Origin of the sequence: Shewanella sp. 4t3-1-2LB, assembly GCF_017368415.1 — a bacterium.
GTDB lineage: Bacteria > Pseudomonadota > Gammaproteobacteria > Enterobacterales > Shewanellaceae > Shewanella > Shewanella fodinae.
On sequence record NZ_JAFNJD010000027.1, the window covers coordinates 36,976 to 58,668 of the forward strand.

A 21,693-nucleotide genomic window follows, 5' to 3' on the forward strand; every position below is an offset into this window, starting at 1 on the left:
CTTGGCGATAGCGAAATGTAATAGAGACGTTGTATTACTTATAAGTCTCAATCTGCATAGCTAACATATTGGCTAGCGCTGCGCTATAACGTTTGATATCCGCGTCTGTTTTGCTTTCCTCAGAAAATTGTTTGCCGAAGCTGGTAACCACTCTGAGTAGTAAATCTTCAACAAAAACCAATGTTTCATCGGAAGCATCAGGCAGAAACTCGCTGATAAATTGTACGAGATTAATTTTTGTATCGGATTTCGCAACAGCGAATTCAGGGGCATTTCGGTAAAAGGGCGATGCATCCCCCAAAGCTTTGCGAATACTCGATTCATCACATTCTGACTGTATGAATGAACGAATAGCCGTCTCTAATTTCTCTCGTGGTGGCTTGGTCATGTCGGCCAATATAGTTTCAATAAGTTGCTGAGTTTTTCGCCATTCGTTGACTTGTAATTGAAACAGAATGGCGGCCTTATTTGGGAAGTACTGATAAAGTGAGCCAACGCTAATTCCCGCCTTTTCAGCCACTCTGGCGGTGGTAAATCCCCGAATGCCGCCATCCGCTAAAACATGAATAGCAGCTTCTAGTATCGCAGCAACGAGTGTCTTTGAACGCCCTTGTCTTGGTAGTTTTCTACTTACAATACAATCTATTACCTTTGAGTTCACTGGCTTATCTCGGAATGCGAATATAAAACGCGAATGTTTAATCGTATTCTATATTTACCGCCGAAACCAGAATTGAAGGAAAACAAACATGGCTAGAACCTATACTTTTTTTGTACATTTAAATGCTAGAAAGGAATGGCTGCAATTAGATAGACGTGACCGCAACGCTTATTTTGACCAACTAAAACGCGAAGTCTTTGCCAAGTATCCAGACGTACATATTCGACTGTTTGATGCAGAAGCCTTCACCACGTTTTGTAGCGATATCATGATGTGCGAAACCGATAACATTCAACATTACTATTTCATGATGGAACAGCTAAGAGACAGCAAAATATACACAACACCTTATTTCAATGTTATCGCCATCTTACCGGCCATTGAAGATGGATTTGTTGAGTTTGAACATAAAGCATTGCTCACCCAGACGCACCTCAATCAGTAGCGATCTGACCGTACAATCGATAGCCTAAAAAGCGGCGTTTTAAGTGAGCACCGCTTTTTCTATCCATGCAGTCATCCACCAACACCCTCTGGAAAACATGAAGTTGAATGGATTCAGCAAACATTGAACAGCTATTGCTCCATTTCTCCCTTCTGCTGGAATGGTCCAAGTTGATGCCTGTCATGCTTTTCTACATGTTTTCTGGGGTGAAATAGCGTTACTTCAGATGATTCTGGGGGAGTTGTGGCTGACCTAAAACCGCCACGATCAAGATAAAGCCGTCTTCTTTGGTGAAGTAAGCCGTATGTTTGCCAATGGGGAAGTAAAAGCCATTGGGGTAGATCTCGTCACAGCTTATGCCTACGCCCGGGTTGTCGGCTAACATTTGTAACCCTGATAACAAAGTGTCTTTGTAGGTACGCCATTGCAATTCTGAAAAATTTTCAACAGTGTAACTTTTTACTTTGCGCAAGTGCGACTGCGCTAAGCTACTTAGCTTGTATTTGTTATTTTGCATCAGTGAATTACAGCGAATTCAGGAAATTTTCGCCATCAACAACATTGCCATTATTTAACTCTTCCTTCGCTGCTGTGAAGCAGTGCTTAAGGTATTCAGCTTTCATCGCTTCCAGCGCTTCAAAGTCTCGAATCGACATTACCACCACAGCATCTTTACTGTTTTTGCTGATTTTTACAGGCTCGCGTTGTGCGCTCAGCAGTAGTTCGCCAAAATTTCGTTTGGCATCATTCGCTGTCAATGTATGCATGGTCAATTCCCGGTTGAGTACCCAGTCAGATTATAATGTATCGCACGAAATGGTCAATTTAATTAAATCACGTGATTTGTGCGAAATATAAACTCACAAATAGCTCAAGAGGGATTCCATGAAAATTGTTACCAGAAACTCATCAATTAGCGTTAGCAATCAAACTCGCGTTCACCCAAAAGTTGCTATCGAGCTACTAGGCAATACCGACTCCCCTTTGGCACGGCACAGGCGCGTTGGACAGGCATTGCGTCATTGAGACATTCGCCGCTCAAGCACATCCATGTGCCCGCAGTATTAATACTTTCTGTATGTCTTCTATGACGTTCGCAAACGCAGTTTGCCATCGCGCAGCGATACCATTAAGCCAAATACTCGCTTGCCATGCCAGGCGCTAGCCTAAGCTCTAGCAAAAGCTAGTTTGCATTGGCGCAACCAACAAAATTGATTACTGTCCTATATTTTATTTTGGGCTGATAAAAGTGAAACTGACTCGACATGCAGATCTCCTGAATGGTGCTGATGTTATCAATCGCTCACCATGTGATTTAACGAATTGCAGCGTACTTATCTCAGTATGGGCGATTACACTCTGATCCAAGCGCGGAATCACCTGCAGTGGGCTACTACGCACATGCGATCTTGTGGCACGATGCAAGTACATCCCTGTAATCTCGACACCAGCATCCATGCTGGCGACGGCCACAAGTCCGCATGTGCTGGGAATTCACGGAGTACACCTGCAAGTTCTCTGCTTACTTGAAAGCTTTCCCCAAACGATTATGAGAATATTGAGGGGCTCAATTGGCTTATTTGCGAATAGACGAAATTTTAGTAGAGCTAAAGATTTTTCTTTAATTGAGGCGATGAAATTTTTAGGCGTAATGTTGGTTAAGGATTAAATTTCAGTTGAATTGGTAGGTGCCATAATGAAAGAGAATATCAAGGATGATGTAATTTTGAATGCTAGACAAAAAGTTGATGAAGCGTCTTTTTTCTTGTCTTTGATGGACCATATAGAAATTTCTCGCAAATCAGTTTTCAAAGAGCATGAACCCGCCAAAGAATTTACATTCTTTTTAAGCGCTTTTCTTAACGCTTGTTATAGTTCTAGTGAACACCTCAAGAGAATGAGTATCTTAGTTGACAGGGTGAAAGAATTTAGAAATCAGCACCCCGACTTTTATAAATCAGGCCCAGATGGCGCTTACCGCACAACAGCGGTGCACTATAAACCAGTAGAGCCAAGTTACGATGGTTACAGCCCACAACCCATAGGCAAAGTTACTCTTCGATTCAGACCATCAGATAAAATTGCTGAAGCAAATAAAATAACCCCCATCCAACTGAAGTTTTCTAAAGGTTACTATTATTTTACTAATGATGATCCACAACTTCCGATATGGGATATCTGTAGAATTCATCTTGAAGAATTGGAAGTTTTCATCGATGACTGTGAGGGATATATGCCGTAGTTATTCCGAAAAGACTCCAAACTAACAGGCAACACTGATTCCCCTTCGACGCTGCGTAGGTGCGTTGGGCAGGCATTGAGCAATCGAGTCAGGGAAGACGAGAAGCGATGGTGAGCGAGGGACCGCGAATCAGAGCGATTTGCGAAAATGACAAACCAGAAGTGCCGTAGCGTTTAGCGCCGTGGGGCGTCGTCGGGTTTCCAAAGGGCGAGGGACGAGCATCGCCCTTTGGCTCTGGTGTGGAGCGAGTAGTTCCACGACTTCCGCAACCGCTAGGTTGCTTTGGCGTAGCCAACAAAAAAGGAATGCCTTAGCATTCCTTCCATCAAAATCAGCGCAAGCAACAGCTTGCAAGATAACTACATATCACAAGGTTTCAGCGGCTTGCGCAGCTGCGCCCGCACGTTATCCATGCCGGAGTAGAATTCTTTCATCATCAACAAGCCCATCATCTTGCCGTTATCGGTGACGATTAGCTCTTCTGGGTTATCGGGGTCATTCTTTAACGCCCCAATCAGTTTCATTGAGGTCATCTCTTTCAGCAAGGCGGTATCCAGGTTAACGCCAAAAGTATCGCGGAAATATTTGCGTGACAGACGGCCAGAAAACATCCCCAACAGGAAGCGATACTGCATTACATCTTTTTTGCTGTAATTCTTTTGCTGCTCCACGCCCATTTTGCCGTTCTTGATGCGTTCTTCATAATTACGCAGCGAGAAGGTATTTACGAACAGGGTGTCATTGAGGAAGCTGAAAGAGCCGGAACCCACACCAAGATATTCATCGTAATCAATGACGTACTCATCAAAGCCTTCATTGTTGGCTTTACCGAAGGCCCAAGCAGACAACTGGTTATATTGCCCTACTAAGGTATTGAGGATCATCCGATACTGGTTCGCCATATCCGCATGCGGTGCCGCCAGCGTAGCCTTCACACTCTTACGGGTCTGGTGGGTCACCATCAGTGGATAAGTGGTGATCTGTCGCGGATCAAGCCGGGAAGCCATGTCCAGATCATGCTGGATAACTTCGTCGGTCTGACCACGGAAACCAAAGATCAGGTCAACGTTAATGATGGGGAACAGCTCTTTAGCAGCCATGATCTTATCGAACGTTTCCTGACCAGAGCCGAATTTTTCCAGCCGTTCTGTCATCCGCAGAATATCGTCATTAAAGCTCTGCACGCCAATCGACATGCGGTCCACCAGCCCTTTGAGCTGCTTGAAACCGGGGCTATCCAGATGCTGCGGATCAGATTCGCAAGACACTTCCTTAATCGATGGGAACAAGGTTTTAGCGTGTTCAATGGTGCGTGCTAGCTCATCTTCCAGCACTGTGGTGGTACCACCACCGATATACATGGACTCGAAGTCATAGCCCAAAGCCTTGACCATATCCATCTCTTTACGCAACGCCACAAAATAGCGACGAGCCTTGTCCTCCTTAAACAGGAAGCGATGGAAAGTACAATAGGAGCAAAGCGTATGGCAAAACGGCACATGGGCATACAGCATGTACTTTTTGCCCGCCACTGGCGCTGGCATAATGTCAGCAGAGATAGTATCCAGTCTCAGATTCTTATCGACATAGTAATGCATCACCCCTTCCATGGCTCGCAGCATCCAGTTGGGTACTGTGATATTGGATTGGTAGTTTGATACCAGTTGACGATCGAGAGTTTGGATCACAGATGACATAACGGTTCCTGTCTGGGTAACATAATCCTTAAATACCACAACAAGTTAGTGACTATCCAAGGCAGTGTCTTGAGTTTGCAGGGTACATCCTAAGTCGCCGGCAAAACGTGAACTGGCTAGAAGTTAACATCACCTATCAGCTATGGTCGCCCTGTTTTGTTAAGTTTGTCATGTTTTAGCTAATACGAATAAATGTCAACCGCTAAGGCCAAAACTGCTAGGTATGTGGCATAAAAAAGCCGCGTGTGATACGCGGCTTAACTCAAGCTTAAAAAATCAGGATTCGCGATACTTCAGTGTACCGTTAGCCTTGATTTCATCGAACCACAGATTATGGTGCTGGGTCGCCCAGTTTTCATCGCAGTAACCGGAAACCATGCACTCCATACCACCTTCAGACATCACAGTAGCCATGAAGATGTGCACGATAGAAAAGGCACAGATGATGATGGCGCTGACCGCATGCAGGATCAGCGAAATCAGGCTCAGGGTGCGGCTAGGCTCGAACAAGTTCGGGAACAGCAGCAACATACCAGAAGCCGAGATCACCAGACCAAACAAGGCGAAGGTCCAGAACCACATCTTTTCACCAGCATTGGCAAAACCAGAGTCTGGATGTTTACCTTTGAACGGCCCGAAGTTGATATAACCACCAACCACCAGGAACCATTTCAGGTCATACATCTTCGGCATTTGGTTTTTCGCCCACATCAACGTCATCAGCAACCAACCGAACATAAACGGGATAGCCATGACGTTGTGTACTTGCTTAGCAAAATACACCACCCCAGCCCAGAACCCTTCACTCACCACCGGCTGCAGGAAAAAACGACCTGCCAACAGGGTTAAGCCAGTAAGGATCAATGTCAGGCAAGGGATCGCCCCTAACCAGTGGATAGAAATATCCAGCTTTGACCAACGATGGACCATCTTGCCTGAAAAACCATGGTGTAGTTTGGAAATACCGTTAACCATGATAAACAGGGCAAAAATGATGATCATACCGAACAGTGCCAGCATCAAACCGGGAGCCAACCAGCCACTGCGCAGTTCCAGTACCCGCAGATCGTAGCTATTGATCGGCTGGTTATGAAACTGGCTCTGGGAGGTGGTATACCCGGTCGCGCCGTTTTTAAGTTCGGTCCACAGCTGTGAATACTCCGATTGCTGCGCCTGCACCGCAGCCACCACCGCTTCTGGTTGTGCTGCAGGTGCCGGGGTTTCAGCGGCAAAGCTCACTGTGCTAAATAACAGCGCAGCGGCCAAACCCAGTTGTTTGAACCATTTGTTCATTAAAAACCTCTCTCACTGGCTCGCATTGCGCGAGCCAGTTATCTCTGTACGGACGCTTACTTCCAGGCTGCATTGTCAGCACCACGATAGGCGACACGCTCACGGTAGATGCCAGAAACCACTTCGGCATCACCGGCGAGCAGCGCCTTGGTGGCACACAACTCAGCACACATTGGCAGCTTGCCTTCGGCAATACGGTTGGAACCGTACTTCTGGCGTTCAGCTTCCGAGAAATTCTCTTCAGGGCCGCCTGAGCAAAAAGTACATTTGTCCATTTTGCCGCGAGCAGCAAATGCGCCTTTTTTCGGGAACTGCGGCGCACCGAACGGGCAGGCGTACAGGCAGTAACCACAGCCGATACACTTGTCTTTGTTATGCAGCACCACACCATCTTCGGTGCGATAGAAGCAATCTGCTGGACATACCGCCATACATGGCGCATCAGAGCAATGCATGCAGGCCACAGAGATAGAAGCTTCGCCGGGTTGCCCATCGTGCAGAGTGACTACACGGCGACGTTGGATACCCCACTCAAGCGCGGAGTCGTTTTCGTTTTTACAAGCGGTGACGCAACCGTTACATTCGATGCAGCGTTTGGTATCACACAGAAATTTCATAGTAGCCATAGTGGCAATTCTCCTCACTTACGCTGCAATCAGGCTTTGACGATCTGGCACAGAGACGCTTTGGTCTCCTGCATCTGGGTCACTGGGTCGTAACCGTAGGTCAGCGCAGTGTTGGCAGATTCGCCCAGCACATACGGCGCAGTACCTTCCGGATAGTTCGCCTCCAGACTTTCACCATGCATCACACCGGCAAAGTGGTATGGCATCCAGGTTACGCCCTGTTTCACGCGCGGAGTCACCAACGCCTGTACCAGCACGCGGCCACCTTCGGCGCCTTCCAGCCACACTTTGTCACCGTTGCGAATACTGCGATCGGCAGCATCAGCGGGGTTAATTTCAACAAACATCTGCTGTTGCAGTTCTGCCAGCCATGGGTTGGAACGGGATTCCTCACCACCACCTTCAAACTCCACCAAACGGCCAGACGTCAGCGCCAGTGGGTATTTGCCGGTCATATCTTGCTGTTGGATTGACTTGTACAGCGTTGGCAGACGATGCACTTGCATATCATCGTAAGTTGGGTATTTGGCAACCAGATCACGGCGTGGGGTGTACAGCGGTTCGCGGTGCACTGGCACTTGATCTGGGAAGGTCCACACAATACAGCGGGCCTTGGCGTTACCAAACGGGATACAACCGTGCTTCATAGCCACACGCTGGATACCGCCAGACAGGTCGGTCTTCCAGTTCTTGCCTTCTGCTTCGGCTTTTTCTTCTGCGGTCAGATCATCCCACCAGCCGAGTTGTTTCAGCAGTTTGTCGGAAAATTCTGGATAACCGTCTTGGATTTCTGATCCCAAAGAGTAAGACCCTTCAGCCAGAATGTTGTGGCCTTGGTATTCCACGCCGTAACGGGCACGGAAGTTACCGCCACCTTGCAACACGTGTTTGCTTGTGTTGTACAGAATTTGGGTGCCAGGGTGTTTCTGCTCTGGTGCGCCCCAACATGGCCAAGGCAAACCGTAGGTTTCGCCTTTACATGGGCCGCCGTCAGCTTCCAGTGTTTTGTTGCTGAAGGTACCCCAGTTCATGGTGTGCGCTTTAATACGCTCAGGGCTCTGACCGCTCATACCGATAGTCCACATGCCACGGTTGATTTCGCGGGTCACATCTTCCACTAATGGAATGCCTTTTTCATCCAACTGGATGCGCTTGGTGTACTCTTTATCGAAGCCCAATTTCTTAGACAACAGGTACATGATTTCCAAGTCGTTTTTAGATTCAAACAGCGGTTCAATAACCTGTTCACGCCACTGTACTGAGCGGCCAGAGTTTGACAGAGAACCACGGGATTCAAACTGAGTACAGGCAGGCAACAGATACACACCATCTTTACGACGGTGCATTACCCCGGCCATAGTTGGCGCAGGATCCACCACCACAATGGTATCCATCTTGTCGAGCGCATCACGCACATCGCGCTGACGGGTTTCGGTGTTCACTGACTGACCCCAGAAAAACGCCATGCGAATATTGTCTTTCTGAGCCAGCTTGGTTTTGTCTTCAAGCACGCCATCGTGCCAACGAGAGCAAGGGATCCCCGGGGTGATCATCGGTTCACGGCCAAGATAGTTGCCATTGTCGAAACGGCCTTTGACCCAATCAAAGTCCAGATCCCACACATGGGTCCAATGCTTCCAGGCACCGGTAGTCAAACCGTAGTAACCTGGCAATGTATCAAACAGCAGACCAAGGTCAGTCGCGCCTTGCACGTTATCGTGACCACGGAAAATGTTAGTACCGCCACCTTGTTTACCCATGTTGCCAAGGGCCAACTGCAAAATACAGTAAGCACGGGTGTTGGCGTTACCCACATGGTGCTGCGTACCCCCCATACACCAAACCACAGTGCCCGGACGGTTGTCAGCAAACAACTTAGCGGTTTGATAGAGTGAGTCTTCACTGATACCACAAATGTTAGCCACTTCTTTGGGTGGGAACTTAGCGGCTTCTTTGCGAATTTCATCCATAGCAAAAACGCGTTGTTGGATAAAGGTTTTATCTTCCCAACCGTTTTCAAAAATGTGCCACAACATACCGTAGATGAAAGGAATATCGGTACCTGGACGAATATTCACATGCAGATCTGCGTGCGCGGCGGTGCGGGAGAAACGTGGATCAATTACGATGATCTTGGCTTTGTTACGTTCTTTCGCCAGCAAAATATGCTGCATCGCCACCGGATGTGCTTCAGCCGGGTTAGAACCGATGAAGAAAATCGCTTTGGTATTCTGGATATCGTTGAATGAGTTGGTTTGCGCACCATAGCCCCAAGTGTTAGCAACACCGGCTACAGTGGTAGAGTGACAAATACGGGCTGAGTGGTCGACGTTGTTAGTGCCCCACATTGCTGCAAATTTACGGTACATATAGCAGCCTTCGTTAGAAAACTTAGCACTGCCCATGAAGTACAGCGAATCTGGACCTGACTCATTGCGAACTTTCAGCATTTGGTCACCAACTTCATTGATGGCCTGTTCCCAACTGATGCGTTTCCATTTGCCGCCTTCAAGCTTCATTGGATATTTAACGCGTTTTTCCCCGTGGCCGTGTTCGCGCAGTGCCGCACCTTTGGCACAGTGACCACCTTGGTTGAAGGGATGATCAAAGGCGGGTTCCTGACCAGTCCACACGCCATTCTGTACTTCAGCATACAGGCCACAACCTACAGCGCAGGCGCTACAGATAGTGCGCTTGACTTCAATCGGGGCATCATGAGGGACTTCTTTGGCTTCTGCGCGGCGCATCATGCCGGTTCCTAAGAATGATGCAGCAGCAATACCACCAGTGGCGATACCAGCGCTTTTCATAAACTGGCGACGACTAATCCCCAGTATGGTGGCGTCGGTCTTGGCGGCGACGCTAGATGTGCGAGTTAACTTCATCGCTTAATTTCTCCTGGGTTAACGCAGGCTGTTGTAATAGTTGCGGATGTGCGCTGTTTCACGATAACCATCCTGATGGGTGGTAGCGCTATCAGTGCTTTCATTTGCCTGTGCCACAGAGACCTGGGAGGCAGCCACGGCTACGCCGGCAGCTGTGCCTATGGTCAGGGCTTTCAGCAGGGATCTGCGTTGCAGATCGGGCTTCTGCTCTTTCACTTTGTTACTCCTGGGGTGGTGCATCCATACGAAATATGAGGGAAATGCGGTATTTGAGAATTAACGAATTATTCACAACACCGGCCAAATTTGACCGAAATTCAATCAATTGAATAAGGGGTTATCATTAGGCTCGGGGAATATAAGGGGATCAAGAAATACTGATATTGATCTAGCGCAGTTTTACCGTCTCAATGGGCTTATCAACGGGGGAAAGCGTTAACTGCATCATGTTTTTCGTGGCTAGAAAACCCTAGTTTAGATAGGGATTATAGCCATCAAACTGTTAACTATTTGTATCGAAATCGCGTACTGAATTTACTAAAAAAACACCCCGGCATGCCGAGGTGTTTTACGTAACAATTAACTTTTATTCGCGATATTTCAGCGTGCCATTGGCCTTGATTTCGTCATACCACAGATTGTGGTGCTGCATAGCCCAGTTTTCATCACAATAACCGGACACCATACACTCCATACCGCCCTCGCTGAGGACAGTCGCCATCCAGATATGGACGATAGTAAAGGCAATGATCAGAATGGCACTGACACCGTGCACCAACAGCGCTGCCATTGAGGCTTCACGTGGCAGATCCAAACCTGGTAGTACCATCATCACGCCAGAAATGGCAATGAATAGGCCGAAGATCGCCAACGTCCAGAACCAGGCCTTTTCACCCGCGTTAGCAAAGCCGGAATCAGCATGTTTGCCTTTGAGTGGGCCGACGTTGAAATAACCGCCAACAGTCAGGAACCACTTAAAGTCATAACCTTTAAGCATCTGATGCGGCATCCATTTCACCACCAATATCGCCCAGCAGACGATAAAGAAGGGTCCTACCCAATCGTGGATAGTTTTGGAACCGTATATCAATGATGCCCAAATGCCGCTACCTTCACCAACCATCGGCTGCAATACATGCTTGCCCAGCATAATATTAAGGCCGGTGAATATCAGGGTCAGACAGCTGATAGCCACGCACCAGTGGAGAATGAGATCGGCTTTACTCCAACGGAATACCATCTTGCCGGAAAAGCCGTCATTCAGTCGTGCCGGACCGTTAACAAAGTAAAACAGCAAAAACGCGCCAAATACGCCGACAACAGCAATTCCCATCACGGGTGTCACGTATTTGTTGCGGATCTCCCGCCCTTGTTCCCCGGTCACATTAATCAACACACCCCGCTCCACCCCTTTAGCGGTGGTATATCCGGCTTCGCCAGATTTTACCGCACGCCACAAGTCGGCTTCGCTGGTTTGCGCAGTTGCCTGCTGCTGACTGGACTGTTGGTCGGCGGCAAAAGCTGTTGCAGACAGCCCCATACCGCAAACCAACAACATCAGAGCGAACAGGCTGCGCAGTGATTTGATAACCATAGTCACTCCTCGCCGGAACGGGTCACCCCGTTCCGGTTCACTCTTAGTTGATCACACCAGTCTTGGGGTTGTAGCCCCAAATCACATCAGGACTGGCACCACGGCGGGCCATACGCTCACGGTAGATCCCAGAGACAACCTGGGCATCACCCGCGAGCAGCGCTTTGGTAGAACAAAGCTCGGCACACATCGGCAACTTACCTTCTGCGATACGGTTGGCACCGTACAGTTTGCGTTCGCGCTCGGAGAAATTCTCTTCCGGGCCGCCAGCACAGAACGTACATTTGTCCATTTTGCCGCGACTGCCGAATGCGGTCTTTTTCGGGAACTGAGGCGCGCCGAAAGGACAAGCATAGAAGCAGTAGCCGCAACCGATACAGGTGTTTTTGTTATGCAGCACAATGCCTTCCTCAGTACGGTAGAAACAGTCTGCCGGGCAAACTGCCATACAAGGCGCATCAGTACAGTGCATACAAGCAACTGAGATGGAGGCTTCACCGGGCTGACCATCATTGATGGTAACCACGCGGCGACGCTGGATACCCCACTCAAGAGCGGAGTCGTTTTCGTTTTTACACGCTGTGACACAACCGTTACACTCGATGCAGCGCTTGGTGTCACATAGAAATTTCATGACTGCCATAGTGGCTTATCTCCTCATCAAGTACGGTCAGGCTTTGGTGATCTGACACAGGCTGGTTTTGGTTTCCTGCATCTGTGTCACCACGTCATAGCCGTAAGTCAATACGGTGTTGGCAGACTCACCCTGAACATAAGGCACGGTGCCTTCAGGATATTTATCAACCAAACTCTTACCTTCGAAGATCCCCGCAAAGTGATAAGGCATAAAGCATTCGCCCGGTTGAACCCTTGGCGTTACCATCACTTTGACCTTGATCTGTGCGCCCTCTGGACTATGTACCCAGACATCGTCTTCACTGCGCACACCACGATCAGCCGCATCGGCAGGGTTCATTTCAATGAACATCTCCTGCTGCAACTCTGCCAACCATGGGTTAGAACGGGTTTCTTCACCGCCGCCTTCGTATTCCACCAAGCGGCCTGAGGTGAGGATCATCGGGAAGTCTTTAGAGAAATCCTTGTCCTGAATTGACTTGTACAAGGTAGGCAAACGCGCCACCATGCGGTCTTCATAGGTTGGATATTTGGCTACCAAGTCGCGACGCGGTGTGTACAGCGGTTCGCGGTGCAGCGGAATATCATCCGGGAAGTTCCACACGATACAACGGGCTTTGGCGTTACCAAAAGGAATACAACCATGCTTGATGGCAACACGCTGGATACCACCGGATAGGTCAGTCTTCCAGTTTTTGCCTTCAGCCGCCGCTTTTTCTTCGCCGGTAAGATCATCCCACCAACCCAGTTGCTTCAGCATCTTGTCAGAAAATTCTGGATAACCATCCTGAATTTCACTGCCTTTTGAGAATGAGCCTTCTGCCAGAATATTGGTACCATTGTGTTCCACACCGTAACGGGCACGGAAGTTACCACCACCAAAGCGGACTTCACGGTCGGTACGATAGAGGATCTGGGTGCCAGGATGTTTCATCTCTGGGGTGCCCCAACATGGCCAAGGCAAACCATAGGTTTCACCCTTGCATGGGCCACCGGGAGCTTCCAGTGAATCAAAGTCGAAAGTACCCCAGTTTTTCTGGTGTTCTTTCAGACGTTCTGGGCTCTGACCAGTGTAACCAATGGTCCACATGCCGCGGTTAAATTCGCGGGTAACATCTTCAACCAAAGGTTCATCGTTGTTGACTTGGATGTGTTTACAGAATTCTTTCTCAACACCCAATTTCTTCGCCAGTTTGTACATGATGGTGTGATCAGGCAGCGATTCGAAATGCGGCTCAATCACTTTGTCACGCCACTGCAATGAACGGTTGGAAGCCGTCACTGACCCGTAAGTTTCAAACTGGGTACAGGCGGGCAGAATATAGACGCCATCCTTACGTTCCGGCATCACAGAAGCCATGGTTGGATGTGGATCGACTACCACCACGGTATCCATTTTGTTCAGTGCTTCACGCACTTCACGACCACGGGTTTCGGTGTTAACGGACTGACCCCAGAAGAATGCCAGACGGATATTGTCCTTCTGGGCAATCTTGGTCTTGTCTTCCAGCACCCCATCGTGCCAACGGGAACAAGGAATACCAGCAGAAGTTTGTGGTTTCTGCCCCAGATATTCACCTTGGTCAAAGCGGCTGGCAACCCAGTCAGCAGGCAGATCCCAAACGCGAGACCAGTGGCCCCAAGCGCCGGAAGTCAAACCATAGTAACCAGGCAGGTTGTCAAACAGCAGACCGAAGTCAGTAGCGCCCTGTACGTTATCGTGACCACGGAAAATGTTAGTACCGCCGCCCACAACGCCCATGTTACCCAGTGCCAACTGCAGGATGCAGTATGAACGGGTATTCGCGTTACCGATATGATGCTGAGTACCACCCATACACCATACAATAGTGCCGGGTTTGTGTTCAGCCAGCATTTTGGCAACTCGGAACATCTGCTCTTTGCTAACGCCAGTGATGTTAGTCACTTCTTCTGGGTTAAACTTGGCCGCTTCATCACGGATACGTTCCATGCCGTACACGCGTGAATCGATAAATTTCTTATCTTCCCAGCCATTTTCAAAGATGTGCCACAGCAGACCGTAGATGAAAGGAATGTCGGTGCCGGGACGGATATGCACGTACTCGTCAGACTTAGCTGCAGTACGGGTGAAACGTGGATCAACCACAATAATTTTGGCACCGCGTTCTTTCCCTTCCAGTACGTGCTGCATGGCAACTGGGTGGGCTTCACTTGGATTAGAACCAACGAACAGGATCAACTTAGAGTGATGCATGTCGTTGAAAGAGTTGGTTTGCGCACCATAACCCCAGGTGTTGGCCACACCGGCTACAGTGGTAGAGTGACAAATACGGGCTGAGTGGTCGACGTTGTTAGTGCCCCACATCGCCGCAAGTTTGCGGTACAGGTAAGATTGTTCGTTAGAGAACTTAGCGCTGCCCATGAAATAGATGGAATCTGGACCGGATTCTTCACGGATCTTCAGCATCTGGTCACCAATCTCGTTGATGGCCTGTTCCCAACTCAGACGCTTCCACTTACCGCCTTCTAGCTTCATGGGGTATTTATTGCGTTTGTCGCCATGCGCTACTTCACGCAATGACGCGCCTTTGGCGCAATGACCGCCACGGTTAAACGGATGGTCGAATGCAGGCTCCTGACCTGTCCACACACCGTTTTGCACTTCAGCATAAAGACCGCAACCTACAGCACAGTGAGAGCAGATAGTACGCTTCACTTCGGTAGGTGCATCATGAGGCACTTCAGTCGCCTCGGCCCTGCGCATCATTCCAGCCCCAAGCATGGAAGCGGCAGCAATACCACCAGTTGCCAAGCCTGCTGACTTGAGGAACTGACGGCGATTCAGGCCCAACGATGGCTTTTCAGCCACTGGTGCCTGTTCGGATGTACGGGTTAATCGCATCTCACACACTCCTTTTTATCATTTATTACGCAAAGTGTCGTAATAACTGCGGACATGCTCGGTTTCACGGTAACCGTCCTGCGGCTTTGGCTCATTTGTAGCCTGCGGCGCAGCAGCCATCGCCTGACCACTGACAGTGGCTACAGCTCCGGCGGCACTGCCAATCGCCAAGGCTTTCAGCAGTTGACGGCGACTCATATCGGAAGCTTGCTTCTTCATAGCGTCTCCTTGTTTCAATTACGTGGGAGCGAACTCCCACACCATAGATCTGTTGAGTAACAGACCTGTCAATCAAGCCATTTCACTGGCTTTGGGCTGGATCTGAACGTCTGGGGTTTCCACCACCGGGGTGCTGAGCACCAGCCGTTCAAATTCAGCGATTTCGGTTTCAAAGAAGGCACGGCCTAATTGCGCAACGACTCCATAGAACGCCGCACTCTGACAGCGGGACAAGGTGTCGAAAAAGCGCACAATCCAGCTGCCGATGTGGCGCCGATAGAACGCCAATTGCTGATGTGATGGCGCTTCCAGGATCAACACACTCATCACTTCAAACAACGCCGCCACATGATCTTCAGGCTCTTTGACCTCGTCCTGCCGTTCAAAGCCAAGCTGCATCAAATCCTGACGCAACAGAGCCAACGGTTTATCCATTAAAGAACCGGTCATAAACCAACTGCCATAAGGCAGAATTTCACCGGCCCCGACCCCAATAAACAGATTGAAGTATTCATCCTGTAATTGTTCAGGGCTGAACTGTGCCGCCGCCAGTTTCAGGGCCAACCAGGCACGGGTCATAGCGTTATCTTCGTTGGCATCTACTTCCAAATTTGTCAGAAACTGCAATAGTTCCTGGCTGGGCTCGCGTCTGAGCAAAGCGGCCAACAGCTGATAAATGTCGGCCCGGAGCTGATCGTTTTCGGATACTTGTTTTGTTGTTTCGGTCATAACGGCTCTCTTATCTCAGTTGCTTTTCGGGGTCGTTAAGGATCTCTTCGAACATATCCTTCACCCGGCAATCCCCACACATTTTCAAGCGATCGATATGCGCACTAAAAGCATTGTGGGTTCCGACCATATCCAGCATCCGATGCACCATAGACTGGGTCGCAAATGGGGCTCCGCAACGAATACATTCAAACGGAGCTTCTTCTTTTAGGGTCTGTCGTTGTTGTCTGGACGGCTGATCCAAATTAACAGACGATTGCAAACTGATGACTTTTTCCGGGCAAGAGGCTTCACAAAGCCCACACTGCACACAATCTTGCTCAACAAAGTACAACGCCGGTTTGTCACCGCCATCCTGCAGCGCCTTCGTCGGACAAGTCGCCACACAGGACATACACAAGGTACAACCGTCAGCTTTTACCTGCACCTGACCAAACGGCACGTTACTCAGTGGCAAACGGTGTTTGGCTTGTGCTGCCTGTTGGTTGAGGTAATCCAGTGCCGCAAACAAGATGGCACGTTTGCTGTCTGCCTCGAACGTTGCCGGAACCGTTAACGGCCAGCCCATGCTGCTATCAAGTATAGGCCAGAGCTCTAGCAACTCGGTTTCGCCAATCAAAGAGATGCGTGCAGGCTGACCAATTTCTTGCAACAAGGTATTGGTCAGCGACAACTCGCCCTGCAACATCTGCGTCAAGCTAGGAGCAGTTGCCGCAGTGTTCAACACTAATATCTGACGTGCTCCCCATGCCAATGCCGCTAACCAGTGATCCATCCCCGCGACCGTGATCTCCTCCAGCTCTACCGGTAAGACATCGCCCGGAAGTTCGCTGGAGATCAACGCTGCACCTTGAGTTGCATCGTGGAAGAGGATGACAGGTGCCGTGCCGGATTTTTCCAGATAACGGCTGATCAGTTTATGCAGATAGGAGTGAAGGGCTTGGGGCGTTGGCAAATCGTAAGTCAAGGCACCAGTGGGACAAGCGTTACTGCAACTACCCGCACCATGACACAGATAAGGGTCAACCTCAATCTGCTGCGCCACACTCTTGATGGCATCGGCGGGACAGAAATTTAGACAGCGGTTACAACCGTTAACACCATTACGATAATGGGCGCAGATATCGGCATTGATCTTAACGTAACGCGGTTTATCGAACTGTCCCACCATCTGCGGCAGTTCTTCCAGCGCCTGCGCCAGTTTGGCCTGATCCTGACCCACATAAAAATAACCGGGCGGCAGCATTTCCAATTGGATAACCGGCTCACGACTCAGATCCAGAATCAAGTCAAAATGCGCCTTACGCAACGCCACCAAACTTAATTCTGCGGCACCACCGTTATGCTCCACCGCAACCTGAAACTGGCCTAAAAAACCTTTTACCGATAACAGCTTGTTGTAATAAGTCTCAACGTTTTCAGCGGCAGCCATCACCCGTTCTAGGTGGGCCTCATCCTGGCTGGTAACCGCCTCATTGGCCAAAATCACACAGCCAGCCATGCTAGACAATTTGTCCGCCGCCAACCGTGCCAGATCCTCAGGCCCAATCACCAACACACTCCCCTCTGTGGTGTAACTGACGGTGGGCGGGATCAGGTTTTGCAGAATCCGGGTCTGCTGTTGCACCTCAGTGCGCACCTGCCGCAGCGCTTGCTGGGCGGGGGTATTGCTCACACTATTGCTCACTTTGCGTTCCTGAACAGGTTTTTGGCTGTGATGATTGTTAGTATCTATCTGCTTTTATTATTGATTTATGCGCTTTATCACAGCCCGACTAATTGGAATTATCAGCAATTCACATACCAAAATTATGGTATTTAGATACTGCCAAACTGACGTTAAACAACCCCTTTGTCGGGTTCTGCTGCTGGTAACGTGGCATTTTGGCTATCCGCTGTTATAGCTTCGTCCAAATTGTCCGCCAACAGGGTTGGCGCGGGCATTTCCGCTTCAGTAACCGCAGGAACAGGCTCATCGGCCAATTCCGTAACAGCTTCTTCTGTTTTTTCAAGGAGATGACGAAAGACTTTCTTCGCCAGTTCACTAGAAACCTCGGCACTTAAGGTCGGCTGGCAGCTATAATCCAAGGCATATTCCATCATGCCGTCGATCTCACTGAAATGTGGCTGCTTCCATAATGCCCGCAGGGCATTTTTCTTCACATCAGGATCCACATTGTTAGCCATAAAGCTGGCAAAGCTACCACCGATTTCGATGCTGTCAGGATCGGGTAAATCTTCAGCACCTAGCAGGGTCTCAGACTCTGCGCTAGCAACCTCTGCTGTTACCGCTGACGCCCCATCAGCATCAACGACTGTCGCTACTTCCTCATCGGCCACTTCGTCAGGAGCCGCGACTTCAGGCTCATCAAGGACTTCGCCCTCCAGCGCCTGCTGTTTGCGCTGCGCCCAACGGCTCAGAAAACTGCGTTCTTCAGCCATTAATGCCTCCGCTGTTCTTCGGCCACTTCCTTACGGCGGTTAACATGTTTACGACGATGAGCACAGATCTCCACTTCACCGTGCTCCGAAATAAACGCTTCAATCCAACAGGCAATAGCCTCCGGCATCACCATGTTCAATACTGGGGTATCGCCTTCAAGACAACCGGCCGCCACATTCTGATCCGCAGAAATCGCGGCAGGAACCCAGGTGCCATCCTCCTTTTCATCACACACGATATAGAGCATGGGATTATCCATATCGAGATTAAGACGATAGCTGGCGCGTTCATCCAAAAACAACTCCAACAACACTAGACTGGCACCTGCTGGCGCATCTTGCGAGGCTGGAACAACCTGATCCAGTTCCCAGCTTTCTGACATCCAACGCCCAATCTGTTTTTCCACCTTTTTCAGGGTTACGTACATGGGCCATACGCTTTGAGTATGCTGCATAAGAATTCTTCCTCCCGAGTTATTATTTTCGGGTCACAAGGTCAACCATAGGCGTATGCAAAAAATAAACCAGATACAAAATCAAAAAAATTCATGACGGTGATCAAGTATTCCAGCTGAGGTGACGGACATTATGTCGCACCCCAAATGACACTTTGCACAATATACATTGCCACTTGACGGAGAGTTGCAGTAGATCACGCATTTATGCTCTCAGTTATGGCGGGTATGATTATTGCTAGTTCTGAGTCTTGTTTTTTTGCATGAGTCCTATCATGACCCAAGCCAAGCTGCATCTGATAAAAACTGCGACTGAAGTTCCGCTCACCATCAATGTTACCGCCATCGACGAAAATGGAGTCGTTCAGCAAAAGTCCGTTGCCTGTGAGCGGCCACTGACGGTGTATCTCAACTGGCGCCCAATTGTGACACTGATGACACTGGGGGCAAGGCCCGAAGCCTTAGCGCTAGGATATTTAAAAAACCAAGGGTTTATCAGTGATGTCACGCAATTGGAATCAGTGATTGTCGATTGGGAAGTAAATTCTGCCGCAGTCATTACCAAAGAACAGACGCAAGATCTAGACGCTAAACTGGCGGAAAAAACCGTCACCACCGGGTGTGGTCAAGGCACCGTATTTGGTGGCTTTATGGAAGGTCTAGACAACATCACCTTGCCGATACCACAGCTTAAACAAAGCATGATTTACAGCTTGCTGCGCAACATTGCCCAATACAATGATACCTACAAAAATGCTGGTGCGGTGCATGGCTGCGGCGTCTGCATAGGTGACAGTATCAGCTCCTTTGTAGAAGATGTCGGCCGCCACAACGCCGTTGATACACTTGCTGGCGAGATGTGGTTGAAGCAACAAGACGGCGGCAATATGATTTTCTATACTACTGGCCGTCTGACCTCAGAGATGGTCATCAAGGTGGCTAAAATGGGCATTCCGGTGCTGTTGTCTCGCAGCGGCGTAACCCAGATGGGCTTGGAACTGGCGCAACAACTGGGAATTACCATGATCGCCCGCGCGAAAGGGCGGCATTTTCTGGTGTATCATGGCGCCGACAACATAGAATTTGATGACATCCAATCAAACCAAGCGGTTACGCAGGAGAGATAATGACCGAACCCAGTGAACTGGTATATATGAGTGCCAAGCAGGTAGCGGAGTATCTGGATCTGAATGAGAAAAAGGTCTACGCCATGGCGAATGACCGGATGCTGCCAGCCACCAAAATCACTGGTAAATGGCTGTTCCCAAAAATCCTCATCGACCGCTGGCTGATGGATTCCTGCCACAGTGGCATGTTGTCTGACCGTTTACTGATCACCGGCAGTGATGATCCACTGCTATCCATGCAAGTTGCCCGATTAATGGCTGAAGTGGGCAGTCGTGAACTGATAAGTTACAGCGCCACGGGTTCGCGGCTAGGACTGGAACTGCTGTCAAAAGGCTATGCCGATGTTTGCACCCTGCATTGGGGCAGCGCCGATGAGCGCAATATTCGCCACACCGCACTATTAAAAGGCTACCCCAACCACCAGCAGTGGATCATGGTGCATGGCTACAATCGGCAACAGGGATTGATAGTGCGCCCAGAACTGCATCATCTGTGTCAGGAAGAGGATAAGGTACTGAGTCTGCCGTGGCGGTGGGTCAGCCGCCAAGGTGGTGCTGGCAGCCAACAACATCTGGAACACTGGCTGATGAAACGCGGCGCCAGCCTAAAAGATCTCAACACCATACTCACCGCCTATAGCGAGCGAGAACTGGCGGGCTATCTGGCGCGCGGCGATGCGGATATTGGCTTTGGTTGTCAGGCTGTCGCCATGGAAAGCGGCCTGGGATTTGTGCCGTTGCTGACAGAATCCTTCGATTTTGTTATGCCGCAGGGCATCTACTTCCGTCGGCAATTGCAGCAACTGTTCAAACTGCTGGCCGGTTCATCATCACGGCAGATGGCCGCACTGCTTGGCGGCTATGACCTGACCGATTGCGGCCAATTGCTCTGGAGTCCAGAGTAACCCGCGAAATCCGTCCGTCATTATTGTGAAGGTCGCAAACTGCGTTTGCTAACGTCGTGAGCTACCGCACTCACACTGCGGCCAAGGGGCGATGCTCGTCCATCGCCCCTTGGAACCCCGAGGACGCCCCCCCGTCACTGACAACTCTTCGGCTTTATGCTGAAAATGGCTACACTCAGGATTCGCGTCCTGCTCAACCTTCGCGCTTCGGCATCCATGCCTCAGCTACGCCATTTCTCAGCAACATCCTCAGCAGCACCGACGGGGAAATGGCGTTGTCTGCATTTGCGGAGTCATATGCCCCTTTATGCGCTAGCCCTTTCACTCATTCACATCCTGTTCATGCACTTTTGCCCTAGTAAAAGTTATCCATTCTACTAATGCTGTTCTCTGTGAATCCCCGTGATGTACTACAGTGGTACTTTCAACGGTCACATTAGGCCTGAGTGGTTATTGGAATTAAAGTCGTTGAGTGTACAATGAAATTGCGCTGGTAATGATAAGACATTAGGATAGTAATTGTATGAATCAACGAATAATTAAAGCTATAAATACGTCAGTTGCAGAAGGAAACATACAGCAACTTACTCTATGGATAGCTCAAGATGATTGGCGCAATTATGCGAAGGCATTCGGTGCATCACGTAGTTCCATAAAATTAGCTAATCTTATTGAAAAAGAACACCCTAGGTTATCTTCAGGGCGGGATTAAGCTTTGTTAAATGTGTTAACCAAAGAAAAGCTCAGATCTAAAGTCCCCATTCCACGCCGCTTTGCGCATCTTACTCGGCTTACTCACCTTTAATGGGTGTTGCTGCAACAAGTTGAGCACAATACGGCGAAATAACGCCAT

The 21,693-nt window shown here is 49.4% G+C and carries 20 protein-coding genes and 1 pseudogene; 4 read left to right on the forward strand and 17 right to left on the reverse strand.

The genetic code is table 11. The features are described 5' to 3' along the window. Positions 1–34: 34 nt before the first annotated feature. On the reverse strand, positions 35–661 hold the full coding sequence (locus tag J3L11_RS19665) for a TetR family transcriptional regulator (RefSeq protein ID WP_207571040.1): 627 nt from the start codon (positions 659–661) through the stop codon (positions 35–37). Positions 662–749: 88 nt separating this feature from the next. Here J3L11_RS19665 and J3L11_RS11260 point away from each other — a divergent pair, with 88 nt between their 5' ends. After that, positions 750–1,106: a darcynin family protein gene (locus J3L11_RS11260; protein WP_189617312.1), complete on the forward strand. Its 357-nt coding sequence runs from the start codon at positions 750–752 to the stop codon at positions 1,104–1,106. A gap of 217 nt (positions 1,107–1,323) precedes the next feature. Here J3L11_RS11260 and J3L11_RS11265 read toward each other — a convergent pair whose 3' ends face one another. After that, entirely contained in the window at positions 1,324–1,623 is a 300-nt protein-coding gene (locus J3L11_RS11265; protein ID WP_207571041.1) for a type II toxin-antitoxin system RelE/ParE family toxin, read from the reverse strand. Between the two features lie 7 nt (positions 1,624–1,630). Next, complete coding sequence (locus J3L11_RS11270) at positions 1,631–1,873, reverse strand: type II toxin-antitoxin system Phd/YefM family antitoxin (protein ID WP_207571042.1); 243 nt, start codon at positions 1,871–1,873, stop codon at positions 1,631–1,633. 929 nt (positions 1,874–2,802) lie between these two features. Between J3L11_RS11270 and J3L11_RS11275 the strand changes: the two genes are divergently transcribed. After that, a complete protein-coding gene (locus J3L11_RS11275; protein ID WP_207571043.1) occupies positions 2,803–3,348 on the forward strand; it encodes a hypothetical protein in 546 nt (181 codons plus the stop codon). A gap of 359 nt (positions 3,349–3,707) precedes the next feature. Here J3L11_RS11275 and J3L11_RS11280 read toward each other — a convergent pair whose 3' ends face one another. From J3L11_RS11280 to J3L11_RS11340, 13 genes are all read right to left on the reverse strand, one after another. Next, a complete protein-coding gene (locus J3L11_RS11280) occupies positions 3,708–5,045 on the reverse strand; it encodes a coproporphyrinogen III oxidase family protein (RefSeq protein ID WP_133038217.1) in 1,338 nt (445 codons plus the stop codon). A gap of 276 nt (positions 5,046–5,321) precedes the next feature. Then, the gene (locus tag J3L11_RS11285) at positions 5,322–6,338 is read right to left on the reverse strand and encodes a formate dehydrogenase subunit gamma (protein ID WP_133038218.1); all 1,017 of its coding nucleotides are present in this window, start codon (positions 6,336–6,338) and stop codon (positions 5,322–5,324) included. Between the two features lie 56 nt (positions 6,339–6,394). Next, positions 6,395–6,964 (reverse strand): formate dehydrogenase FDH3 subunit beta, encoded by a 570-nt coding sequence (fdh3B, locus tag J3L11_RS11290; RefSeq protein ID WP_189617319.1) that lies wholly within the window; start codon positions 6,962–6,964, stop codon positions 6,395–6,397. Positions 6,965–6,993: 29 nt separating this feature from the next. Next, positions 6,994–9,849: a formate dehydrogenase subunit alpha gene (locus J3L11_RS11295; protein WP_207571044.1), complete on the reverse strand. Its 2,856-nt coding sequence runs from the start codon at positions 9,847–9,849 to the stop codon at positions 6,994–6,996. An 18-nt stretch (positions 9,850–9,867) separates the two neighbouring features. Next, positions 9,868–10,065: a twin-arginine translocation signal domain-containing protein gene (locus J3L11_RS11300; protein WP_133038221.1), complete on the reverse strand. Its 198-nt coding sequence runs from the start codon at positions 10,063–10,065 to the stop codon at positions 9,868–9,870. Between the two features lie 370 nt (positions 10,066–10,435). After that, entirely contained in the window at positions 10,436–11,443 is a 1,008-nt protein-coding gene (locus tag J3L11_RS11305) for a formate dehydrogenase subunit gamma (protein WP_207571045.1), read from the reverse strand. A 43-nt stretch (positions 11,444–11,486) separates the two neighbouring features. Next, positions 11,487–12,086 (reverse strand): formate dehydrogenase FDH3 subunit beta, encoded by a 600-nt coding sequence (gene fdh3B / locus J3L11_RS11310; RefSeq protein ID WP_133038223.1) that lies wholly within the window; start codon positions 12,084–12,086, stop codon positions 11,487–11,489. Between the two features lie 27 nt (positions 12,087–12,113). Continuing rightward, entirely contained in the window at positions 12,114–14,963 is a 2,850-nt protein-coding gene (locus J3L11_RS11315; RefSeq protein WP_207571046.1) for a molybdopterin-dependent oxidoreductase, read from the reverse strand. An 18-nt stretch (positions 14,964–14,981) separates the two neighbouring features. Next, positions 14,982–15,182: a twin-arginine translocation signal domain-containing protein gene (locus J3L11_RS11320; protein ID WP_133038225.1), complete on the reverse strand. Its 201-nt coding sequence runs from the start codon at positions 15,180–15,182 to the stop codon at positions 14,982–14,984. Positions 15,183–15,254: 72 nt separating this feature from the next. Further along, positions 15,255–15,911 carry a molecular chaperone TorD family protein gene (locus J3L11_RS11325; protein WP_133038226.1) on the reverse strand — a complete coding sequence of 219 codons (657 nt, stop codon included), beginning with the start codon at positions 15,909–15,911 and terminating at the stop codon, positions 15,255–15,257. Positions 15,912–15,921: 10 nt separating this feature from the next. Then, complete coding sequence (locus J3L11_RS11330) at positions 15,922–17,586, reverse strand: 4Fe-4S dicluster domain-containing protein (RefSeq protein ID WP_207571055.1); 1,665 nt, start codon at positions 17,584–17,586, stop codon at positions 15,922–15,924. Positions 17,587–17,750: 164 nt separating this feature from the next. Then, positions 17,751–18,353 carry a DUF3306 domain-containing protein gene (locus J3L11_RS11335; protein ID WP_207571047.1) on the reverse strand — a complete coding sequence of 201 codons (603 nt, stop codon included), beginning with the start codon at positions 18,351–18,353 and terminating at the stop codon, positions 17,751–17,753. After that, entirely contained in the window at positions 18,353–18,808 is a 456-nt protein-coding gene (locus J3L11_RS11340; protein ID WP_207571048.1) for a DUF3305 domain-containing protein, read from the reverse strand. Before J3L11_RS11340 ends, J3L11_RS11335 begins: the two co-directional genes overlap by 1 nt. 275 nt (positions 18,809–19,083) lie before the next feature. Between J3L11_RS11340 and J3L11_RS11345 the strand changes: the two genes are divergently transcribed. Further along, complete coding sequence (locus tag J3L11_RS11345; RefSeq protein ID WP_207571049.1) at positions 19,084–19,935, forward strand: formate dehydrogenase accessory sulfurtransferase FdhD; 852 nt, start codon at positions 19,084–19,086, stop codon at positions 19,933–19,935. Next, positions 19,935–20,840: a helix-turn-helix transcriptional regulator gene (locus J3L11_RS11350; protein ID WP_207571050.1), complete on the forward strand. Its 906-nt coding sequence runs from the start codon at positions 19,935–19,937 to the stop codon at positions 20,838–20,840. Before J3L11_RS11345 ends, J3L11_RS11350 begins: the two co-directional genes overlap by 1 nt. Before the next feature lie 727 nt (positions 20,841–21,567). Here J3L11_RS11350 and J3L11_RS11355 read toward each other — a convergent pair. Further along, positions 21,568–21,693: pseudogene (locus tag J3L11_RS11355) on the reverse strand (ISAs1 family transposase); the annotation flags it as partial.

Excerpts from the sequence above, each read along its gene's own strand:
- J3L11_RS11305 (WP_207571045.1), bottom strand. The coding sequence starts at position 11,443 with ATGGTTATCAAATCACTGCGCAGCCTGTTCGCTCTGATGTTGTTGGTT.
- J3L11_RS11315 (WP_207571046.1), bottom strand. The coding sequence starts at position 14,963 with ATGCGATTAACCCGTACATCCGAACAGGCACCAGTGGCTGAAAAGCCA.
- J3L11_RS11270 (WP_207571042.1), bottom strand. The coding sequence starts at position 1,873 with ATGCATACATTGACAGCGAATGATGCCAAACGAAATTTTGGCGAACTA.
- J3L11_RS11260 (WP_189617312.1), top strand. The coding sequence starts at position 750 with ATGGCTAGAACCTATACTTTTTTTGTACATTTAAATGCTAGAAAGGAA.
- J3L11_RS11285 (WP_133038218.1), bottom strand. The coding sequence starts at position 6,338 with ATGAACAAATGGTTCAAACAACTGGGTTTGGCCGCTGCGCTGTTATTT.
- J3L11_RS11295 (WP_207571044.1), bottom strand. The coding sequence starts at position 9,849 with ATGAAGTTAACTCGCACATCTAGCGTCGCCGCCAAGACCGACGCCACC.
- J3L11_RS11275 (WP_207571043.1), top strand. The coding sequence starts at position 2,803 with ATGAAAGAGAATATCAAGGATGATGTAATTTTGAATGCTAGACAAAAA.
- J3L11_RS11335 (WP_207571047.1), bottom strand. The coding sequence starts at position 18,353 with ATGGCTGAAGAACGCAGTTTTCTGAGCCGTTGGGCGCAGCGCAAACAG.
- fdh3B (WP_133038223.1), bottom strand. The coding sequence starts at position 12,086 with ATGGCAGTCATGAAATTTCTATGTGACACCAAGCGCTGCATCGAGTGT.
- J3L11_RS11350 (WP_207571050.1), top strand. The coding sequence starts at position 19,935 with ATGACCGAACCCAGTGAACTGGTATATATGAGTGCCAAGCAGGTAGCG.
- J3L11_RS11340 (WP_207571048.1), bottom strand. The coding sequence starts at position 18,808 with ATGCAGCATACTCAAAGCGTATGGCCCATGTACGTAACCCTGAAAAAG.
- fdh3B (WP_189617319.1), bottom strand. The coding sequence starts at position 6,964 with ATGGCTACTATGAAATTTCTGTGTGATACCAAACGCTGCATCGAATGT.
- J3L11_RS11265 (WP_207571041.1), bottom strand. The coding sequence starts at position 1,623 with ATGCAAAATAACAAATACAAGCTAAGTAGCTTAGCGCAGTCGCACTTG.
- J3L11_RS11325 (WP_133038226.1), bottom strand. The coding sequence starts at position 15,911 with ATGACCGAAACAACAAAACAAGTATCCGAAAACGATCAGCTCCGGGCC.
- J3L11_RS11280 (WP_133038217.1), bottom strand. The coding sequence starts at position 5,045 with ATGTCATCTGTGATCCAAACTCTCGATCGTCAACTGGTATCAAACTAC.
- J3L11_RS11345 (WP_207571049.1), top strand. The coding sequence starts at position 19,084 with ATGACCCAAGCCAAGCTGCATCTGATAAAAACTGCGACTGAAGTTCCG.
- J3L11_RS11320 (WP_133038225.1), bottom strand. The coding sequence starts at position 15,182 with ATGAAGAAGCAAGCTTCCGATATGAGTCGCCGTCAACTGCTGAAAGCC.